The sequence below is a fragment of the Cupriavidus phytohabitans genome (genome assembly GCF_000426345.1).
Taxonomy (GTDB): domain Bacteria; phylum Pseudomonadota; class Gammaproteobacteria; order Burkholderiales; family Burkholderiaceae; genus Cupriavidus.
In genome coordinates this window covers 1-6,410 of record NZ_AUFE01000141.1, presented here as the reverse complement: position 1 = coordinate 6,410, position 6,410 = coordinate 1, and the positions used below count along the sequence as shown (strand labels likewise).

10 protein-coding genes and 2 pseudogenes are annotated in these 6,410 nt (G+C 61.0%); 9 read left to right on the top strand and 3 right to left on the bottom strand.

The annotated features are described in order from the left end of the window. From K309_RS42715 to K309_RS0133335, 4 genes and pseudogenes are all read left to right on the top strand, one after another. Positions 1 to 300 (top strand): annotated as a pseudogene (locus tag K309_RS42715) (DUF6884 domain-containing protein); the annotation flags it as partial. Then, a complete protein-coding gene (locus K309_RS43530; protein ID WP_232232616.1) occupies positions 297 to 446 on the top strand; it encodes a hypothetical protein in 150 nt (49 codons plus the stop codon). The pseudogene K309_RS42715 and the gene K309_RS43530, both read left to right, overlap by 4 nt. 263 nt (positions 447 to 709) lie before the next feature. Beyond that, positions 710 to 1,207 (top strand): hypothetical protein, encoded by a 498-nt coding sequence (locus tag K309_RS41105; protein ID WP_232232615.1) that lies wholly within the window; start codon positions 710 to 712, stop codon positions 1,205 to 1,207. Between the two features lie 123 nt (positions 1,208 to 1,330). Beyond that, entirely contained in the window at positions 1,331 to 1,780 is a 450-nt protein-coding gene (locus tag K309_RS0133335; protein WP_029050280.1) for an HU family DNA-binding protein, read from the top strand. Positions 1,781 to 2,020: 240 nt separating this feature from the next. Here K309_RS0133335 and K309_RS0133330 read toward each other — a convergent pair whose 3' ends face one another. Genes K309_RS0133330 through K309_RS0133320 form a run of 3 tightly spaced genes read right to left on the bottom strand, consistent with a single transcriptional unit; the run spans position 2,021 to position 2,755 of the window. Further along, positions 2,021 to 2,218: a hypothetical protein gene (locus K309_RS0133330; RefSeq protein WP_029050279.1), complete on the bottom strand. Its 198-nt coding sequence runs from the start codon at positions 2,216 to 2,218 to the stop codon at positions 2,021 to 2,023. 9 nt (positions 2,219 to 2,227) lie between these two features. After that, a complete protein-coding gene (locus K309_RS0133325) occupies positions 2,228 to 2,503 on the bottom strand; it encodes a hypothetical protein (protein ID WP_029050278.1) in 276 nt (91 codons plus the stop codon). A 57-nt stretch (positions 2,504 to 2,560) separates the two neighbouring features. Next, on the bottom strand, positions 2,561 to 2,755 hold the full coding sequence (locus K309_RS0133320; protein ID WP_029050277.1) for a hypothetical protein: 195 nt from the start codon (positions 2,753 to 2,755) through the stop codon (positions 2,561 to 2,563). A gap of 167 nt (positions 2,756 to 2,922) precedes the next feature. On the opposite strand from K309_RS0133320, the pseudogene traD reads away from it, so the two are divergent. From traD to K309_RS38565, 5 genes and pseudogenes are all read left to right on the top strand, one after another. Then, positions 2,923 to 4,137 (top strand): annotated as a pseudogene (gene traD / locus K309_RS38570) (conjugative transfer system coupling protein TraD); the annotation flags it as partial. A gap of 7 nt (positions 4,138 to 4,144) precedes the next feature. Continuing rightward, entirely contained in the window at positions 4,145 to 4,651 is a 507-nt protein-coding gene (locus K309_RS0133310) for a hypothetical protein (protein ID WP_029050276.1), read from the top strand. Then, the gene (locus tag K309_RS0133305) at positions 4,623 to 4,868 is read left to right on the top strand and encodes a hypothetical protein (protein ID WP_232232614.1); all 246 of its coding nucleotides are present in this window, start codon (positions 4,623 to 4,625) and stop codon (positions 4,866 to 4,868) included. The genes K309_RS0133310 and K309_RS0133305 overlap by 29 nt, the downstream gene beginning before the upstream one ends. 1 nt (position 4,869) lies before the next feature. Next, positions 4,870 to 5,487, top strand: coding sequence for an IncC plasmid conjugative DNA transfer DtrJ family protein (locus K309_RS0133300; RefSeq protein ID WP_029050274.1), 618 nt, complete (start codon positions 4,870 to 4,872; stop codon positions 5,485 to 5,487). A 79-nt stretch (positions 5,488 to 5,566) separates the two neighbouring features. Further along, entirely contained in the window at positions 5,567 to 6,340 is a 774-nt protein-coding gene (locus K309_RS38565; RefSeq protein WP_035878796.1) for a hypothetical protein, read from the top strand. Positions 6,341 to 6,410 lie beyond the last annotated feature (70 nt).

Here is a 6,410-nt window from a genome sequence, read left to right as displayed (position 1 = left end):
CTCGGCGCTTTCCTCGACGGGTTGCAGCCGACGTTCCGTGACCAAATGGGCCGGCACGCTAACGGCACACTGCTCTATCGCGCGTATGGATGGATCGAGACCGGCGCCTTCGCCACCCTGCACTACCGGGCCGCTCCCGCTCTTCCCTCGCGCCAGGCTCGCGTGCTCTGCGTTTTCGAGGGGCCGAGCGGCCCCACCGCCGACGTTGAAGTGGAAGAGTTCGTGCGCGGCCGCCTGAAAATCTGCCCACGTTGGGTCAGCGTCCGGGATCTCCACCCTTCTGCCGAGGTGCCGGCATGAGTGATCTTGACCGACAACTGCATCGGGATGCGGTTGAGCTTTGCCAAACCGGGCCGGCCACGCCCGCCAAACTCATGGCGCTGGCCCATGCAGGGCTCAAAGCGTGGGCGAAGGTCGGCAATCTGCAGTTCCCTCCCGAAAAGTGATACGCCCTACTCCAAGAAATCATGCGTTACTGCGCCTGCGAATGCCTGCTTGCGTGCTGCTTCACGCAGGCGGACCGCTTGGAGCGGATCGCGGACATGCTGGACGCCACCTACCCTCGCTACGCCTGCACCCGCGCAAGACTCGCCGCGCGCCGCAACCGTTATGGGCGGCCGCGGTTCTGACCCCCTTATTTGCAAGCGATATCCGCCGCGAAGCGGTGGCAGCTGTGCGAGATGGGGTAAATTCAGTATATAACAGGGGCATGACGCAAATGGACTCCCTCTGGTTCAGCAACCCAACCCAGGCGTACCAGGACTGGCAGGCTCGCGAAGCGGCCGGCGCTGATCGCCGCCCCTTCTCGGCGCGCTCGATCATCCAGCATCAGGCGATGTTCGAGCATTTTCGTCGGCACCTGCTGGCACGAGGCACGACCATTGCCTCATTTGGCACACGGCCGACGTCGACCCGTTCTGGCAAACCCCCGGATGGCCGCACATACTTCCAGGCCACCCGCATGCGCTATGTGGAGCTGCTGGATCGGCTGTGCCGACATCTGGTCTTCGCTGGCGTAGGCAGGACAGCTGAACGCTTGCCAGACCAGGAACCAACACCTCAGTTCCTGAGTGAAGCCGAGGATCGGCGGCTGCAGGCGTATCTCAATTTACCTCCTGTCGCGATCTGGCCAGTTTGCGCAGCCAGGCAATCGTCGCGACATTTCTCGGTACAGGCATCGCAGCAGCGAGCCGAGCACAAAGGTTAGCGAAGCGGAAGATCATGGAAATCTCGATGCCCGCTTGCATACGCGGCCGCTTTTGCTATGCTTCGCCCGTGCGCCACACTAAAGATCGCTGTCGGGCGCGCCCTTTTCTCATCAGACACGACTATGGCCACGAAAGCGAAACCTGTAGCAAAGACTGCAACGAAGACCGCAGCTAAGAAGGCTGCCCCGGCCAAGAAGGCCGCTGCTGCCAAGAATGCCGCTCCCGCCACGAAGGCTGCCGCTGCTGCACCGGTCGCCAAGCCGATCAAGGACACGTTCAATAAGTCCACCCTGCTGGCACACCTCGTGGAACAGACCCAGCTGGACAAGAAGGCTGTCCAGACCGTGCTGGCCCACCTGGAAAACACCATGGTGAATGCCCTGCATAAGAAGGGCGCCGGCGAATTCACCCTGCCGGGCCTGTTCAAGGTCTCGGCCATCCAGGTTCCGGCCACGAAGAAGCGCTTCGGCAAGAATCCGTTCACTGGCCAAGAGCAATGGTTCGCGGCCAAGCCGGCCAGCGTGAAGGTGAAGGTTCGTGCGATGAAGAAACTGAAGGACGCCGCGATGTAACCGTAACCGGTTCACGCGTGCAAAAGAAAAGGCCCCGGATCTTGCGATCACGGGGCTTTTTTGCAGGGGCTTTCAGAAGAGCTCTGAGGCGTAGCAACTTGCCGCCAAGCCAACTGGCTGGTCACCGACAGGGGCACCGCCAGCGAGTGCACCGCACCAACCTCATATGTGTTCCCTTCAGAGCGGGGCCACAGCCTACAGGGGCTGGGCCCCTATGGGTTGTAGAGCGTGCTGGAAGTGTTACAGATCGGCGAGATAGGCGATTACAACTCCGTCTTCCGCGCCGGCCAAGCGGTGACCATCGCGGCAGGCTGCGAAATCAACCGCCTTCAGTTCGATCTCGTTGGCCAACTGGCGCAGATGCCGAGCGGCTTCGGCCGCACCGGCAGCCCCCCGAAATGCGTGGCCACCAATATCGATGTCGACAATAAGCTTCATAACCAAGCCTCACCTGGCGGTCGCTTGCGGCACCAACTTGCGTAGGGCCTTCTGGTTAGTATCGATGTAGGTTCGCATGCTATCCAGCTTCACAGCCAGTTGATGACCGAAGCACGCAGCATCGGGCGAGACCTCAACCTGCCGGGCTGACTCGAAAGCCGCCAGCACCTTGGTCCTGTCTACATCGGCGCCCATCCACCCGAATATCTTGAAGAATGTGTGCACCTTTTTGCCGCGAGGCAGCAGCTTGGCGGCGTGTTCCGCCAAAATCATGATCTTTGACATGGTTGAAATGTGAGCGCTTGCAAGCCGGAGCCGGCAAGGGATTGAAAGAGAGAAGTTCTATGCGTCCGTAAAGGTCGCCACTGCCAGCACGCCTGATCGCGGATCGAACCGCGCAGACCTGCCGGCCTCAAGTTTCGGAATGCGTGCCACAACTTCGTCGGCTAGCACGTGCATGAGTTTTGCGGCTTGCGCCGGCTCATCCAGGCCATCGAAGGTAGGCCCTTCAATGGAAATAACGACCATCAGGCCCATTTCGTTCACCTCAAATTTTGGCGTCACAGGAAGAAAATCGGCCAGCCCCCTGCGGGACCGGCCGTAGCTTGAAAAGGAAGCGCTGATAACTACGCCGCTACAGCCAGCGCAGCGACGTCAATGACGCCATCGGCTTCATCGACCAGGTCGGGCGTATGCGCGACCTTAAGGGCCGCGTCAAATTGGAGTGCGAGCGCACCGGGCGTAAATTCCTGTACTGGAAGCAGGCGGCCCCGTCCGAGTCGATCCGCCTGAATCCGCTGGAAAACTGGTCGCAGCCGTCTGAAATCCCCAGCCGCATTGCGCAGCTGATGGAAGAAGGCCCATTCCGCGACTTTGCCTTCCTCTTCATTGACCGGGCGGTGAAGGGGGAGCTTTACGTCGGCGACAAGCCCAATCTGCGCTCGATCCTCAACTACGCCCAGTCTGGCATCAACAGCCTGCTGGAGCGCTGCCTCAAGCGGTTCTTCCCCGAGGCCGGCATGACCGACTGGGATGACGAGGTCAACGGCTTCATGCAAAAGCTTGGCCAGAAGAGCGGCGCGACGCTGCTCGATGGGATGGTGCAGCTCTACTTGCAGCGCTTTGCCAACGTCGGGCGCGGTCACGAATCGATCGACGGCCTGGTCTCGACCTTCACGCACGACCGCGAGCACTACATGCGCATCATCGCGTCGGCGCTGCCGCTGCTGCAGATGTTGGCGACCGGCGAGACCGGCCTGATGCTTGCGCCCAAGGCGGACGATTTTGAGGACGACCGCGAGATCTGGGATATCGACAAGATCATCAAGCAGAAGGCCGTACTGTGTGTCGGGCTGGATTCCATGTCCAACAGCATCGTCGCGAAGGCCATCGCGTCAATGATCCTGTCCGACATCGCGTCCGTCGCCGGCACCATTTACAACTTCTACGACAAGCCACCCGGCGTGGTTCTCATCATCGATGAGGTGGCCGAGGCGATTAACGAACAGGTGATCCAGATCCTGAACAAGGGACGTGGTGCCGGTTTCAAAGCGTTCGTGGCGTTCCAGAGCCGATCGGATTTGGAGGCCAAACTTGGTAACGCGGCAAAAATGCTGCAGGTCTTGGCGAATTTAAACAACCAGATCATCTTACGATTGGAGGACACCGACACGGCGCAATGGTTCTCCGACAAGGTGGGCGAAACCGGCATCACCAATATCGTCCAGTCCAGCACCACCAGCACCGGCAGTGAGGCCCACGTGGGCGAATTCAGTGGGTCGGTGTCCCGTTCCCGGCAGCTGGAGAAGGTCCCGCTGATTCCAGTCCGGCTTATTACGCAGTTGCCCAACCTCCAGTATTTCCTACGAGTCTCCGGTGGCGCCGTCTACCAGGGCCGCATTCCCATCATCGAAGGATAAGTTTCACATGACCAGCCTGTTTCGCCAGATCGTGAAGGAGCACAAGCTCTCGGCCAAGCTGTCGCCCGTCTTCATCTGCTTTCCGGAGCTCGACGACGTCTGCACGCGCCTAGTGGACTTCATCGGCCTTAACTTCATCGTGCGCGAAGAACCGCTCGTGAAGGAAATGCTGGTGGATGCGCTGGCCGGCTTCAAGGCAGAGCGCAAGGACGGTGAGGCCAACCTTGCCTTCATGCGCGGCCTCTTCGCACGCGCGCATGACCTGTATGCCAAGCGTTACGCCGCGTTTAAGGGCGAGAAGTACATTGTCTGGGCGCCGTTTCTGGAACCAATCCCGCTGTTCGAAGCGCGTCAGGCACCGGGGTATGTGTGCCGGATGGTCGATGAACCCTGTCCCGAGCCGATCACGCCACGGAGCGCCGCGTTCCAGCTCGCCGCACGCGTCCTCAAGGGACCGACCTTCCGCCGCTATTTCGAAGAATACGATGCCACTAGCGAACTCGCTCATTGCTAAGCTCGCCGGCGTCGCGCCGGACAGGGTCTCCGAAATGCGTGAATGGGTGCGCACAAGCGAGGTCGACACAGCGGTACCGGCACAGTTCTGTCAGGGCCGCGAGGCATTCGCAATGGCACTGGTGAAGGTCGAACAGGAGCGGCCTTTCCAGTTCTGGGGCGGCTTGCTCGCGTTGATCGCCATTCCGTGTCTCGCCCTCCATTCGCTGCTGCGCTGATATGTCGAACAGCCGATTTGCTTCACATTTGCGCCTGTGGTTGATCGTCACGCCCGTATTGCTGGCAACGCTTGCACCCATGCTGCCTGATGACAGGCACTTCGAGATTGACACGGCCGAGCTTTCCTCGGTCGAGGCACTGTTTGGCGAGGACCATGCCGATGATCTCACCCATCGCACCAACGAGCGGTTCCGGGTGTGGTTTGTCGACTCTGGCGCAATCCGACGGTCCTATGGCGGCTCCGCAAACAGGTCGTTCATCAGCGACGGCGGCACCGCCGACATCGCCTCAACGTGGCTGCGGCACCTTTGGATGGAACTGTACCGCGCCATCTACCGGGCAACGGTCGCGGGAAACTGGGCCTGGGGAGCGCTCCTCCTTGGCGCCGTCATGCTTAACGACGGCGCGGTGCAGCGTCGCATTCGGGCCTCCGCGGCCGGGGTTGCGAGCCCGGTAGGGTTTCACCTCGCAGCGCACGGCCTGCTGCTTGCGTTCGGCTTCTGCGCTTCAGCCCTACTACTGCCTGTGTCGCTGCCGGCCGGCGTCTGGACAATTGCCGCGGCCTGCGTTGGCGCACTGGCCTGGCGCCTGGCCGCCTCGTTCCATGTGAATCGGTAGCTGTATTCACCTCAACAAGAACTTCGAGTATTCAACGCGGATCACCCACCCTGTGGGAATCCATTTAGGAGAAAACCGCATGACCACCACCACCGACACCGCCCCCGTTGGCACCGTCCTGGAAGACGTCCCTCTCGCCACCGATGCCGACATGCCGGCGGCCTCTGCACCCGGCGTCACCGACGGTGCCGACGATGTCTCGCTCGAGCACGAACTGCAAGAGATGGACGCCGCTGCGGAAACGCTGCGCAAGGAAGGGCTGATCTCGCCGGCCGAGGCGGAAGAAAAGAAGGCCGAGGTCGCCAACACGCGCAAGCGCTTTCGCGAGCTCAAGCCGGAGGATCGGGCGGCAATTATTCGTCGCCGCCGCGAGATCGGCGTCCAAATCCTGACGCGCCAGCTCGCCGGCGCCGCAGTGGTGCCGGTCGCCATCAAGCTCAACCACACCCGCCTGCGCCCCTTGTTCGAACAATGGTGGCCGTTCATGAATCGCATGAGCATCAACCTGCAGCGCTTTGGCGGCGCCACGTACAGCAAATCCGAACTGGCCACTGTCGAAGCCTACTTCGAGAGCGCCCTGTCGCGCCTGGAGGACTACGTCGACGAGCAACTGCGCGTGGCCGAGGCGCTGCGCACACAGCGCGAGGCTGAGATGCGCGCGAAGAACGACATTGTGTTCGAGCCGTCAGTCACGCTGCCGTCGTTGAACCTGACTGTCGAAGCTTACTCGCGCTTCTCGATGCGCGTGCTGGGTGTGCTGGCCAAGTTCGACCGCACGATGGATCAGTTCGATTTCATGGTGTGGAACGGCATTCGCGACCAGACCGATATTACTCATAAGTCAGGAATTTAGCGGACAAATGTTCTATGCTTGAGCGATAGTCATTGAGGAGTGCGCTCATGAAACGGGACGGCCGCAGCCT

Bases quoted from the DNA above. Each gene is read 5' to 3' on its own strand.
- K309_RS43530 (WP_232232616.1), top strand. From the start codon at position 297: ATGAGTGATCTTGACCGACAACTGCATCGGGATGCGGTTGAGCTTTGC.
- K309_RS41105 (WP_232232615.1), top strand. From the start codon at position 710: ATGACGCAAATGGACTCCCTCTGGTTCAGCAACCCAACCCAGGCGTAC.
- K309_RS0133335 (WP_029050280.1), top strand. From the start codon at position 1,331: ATGGCCACGAAAGCGAAACCTGTAGCAAAGACTGCAACGAAGACCGCA.
- K309_RS0133330 (WP_029050279.1), bottom strand. From the start codon at position 2,218: ATGAAGCTTATTGTCGACATCGATATTGGTGGCCACGCATTTCGGGGG.
- K309_RS0133325 (WP_029050278.1), bottom strand. From the start codon at position 2,503: ATGTCAAAGATCATGATTTTGGCGGAACACGCCGCCAAGCTGCTGCCT.
- K309_RS0133320 (WP_029050277.1), bottom strand. From the start codon at position 2,755: ATGGGCCTGATGGTCGTTATTTCCATTGAAGGGCCTACCTTCGATGGC.
- K309_RS0133310 (WP_029050276.1), top strand. From the start codon at position 4,145: ATGACCAGCCTGTTTCGCCAGATCGTGAAGGAGCACAAGCTCTCGGCC.
- K309_RS0133305 (WP_232232614.1), top strand. From the start codon at position 4,623: ATGCCACTAGCGAACTCGCTCATTGCTAAGCTCGCCGGCGTCGCGCCG.
- K309_RS0133300 (WP_029050274.1), top strand. From the start codon at position 4,870: ATGTCGAACAGCCGATTTGCTTCACATTTGCGCCTGTGGTTGATCGTC.
- K309_RS38565 (WP_035878796.1), top strand. From the start codon at position 5,567: ATGACCACCACCACCGACACCGCCCCCGTTGGCACCGTCCTGGAAGAC.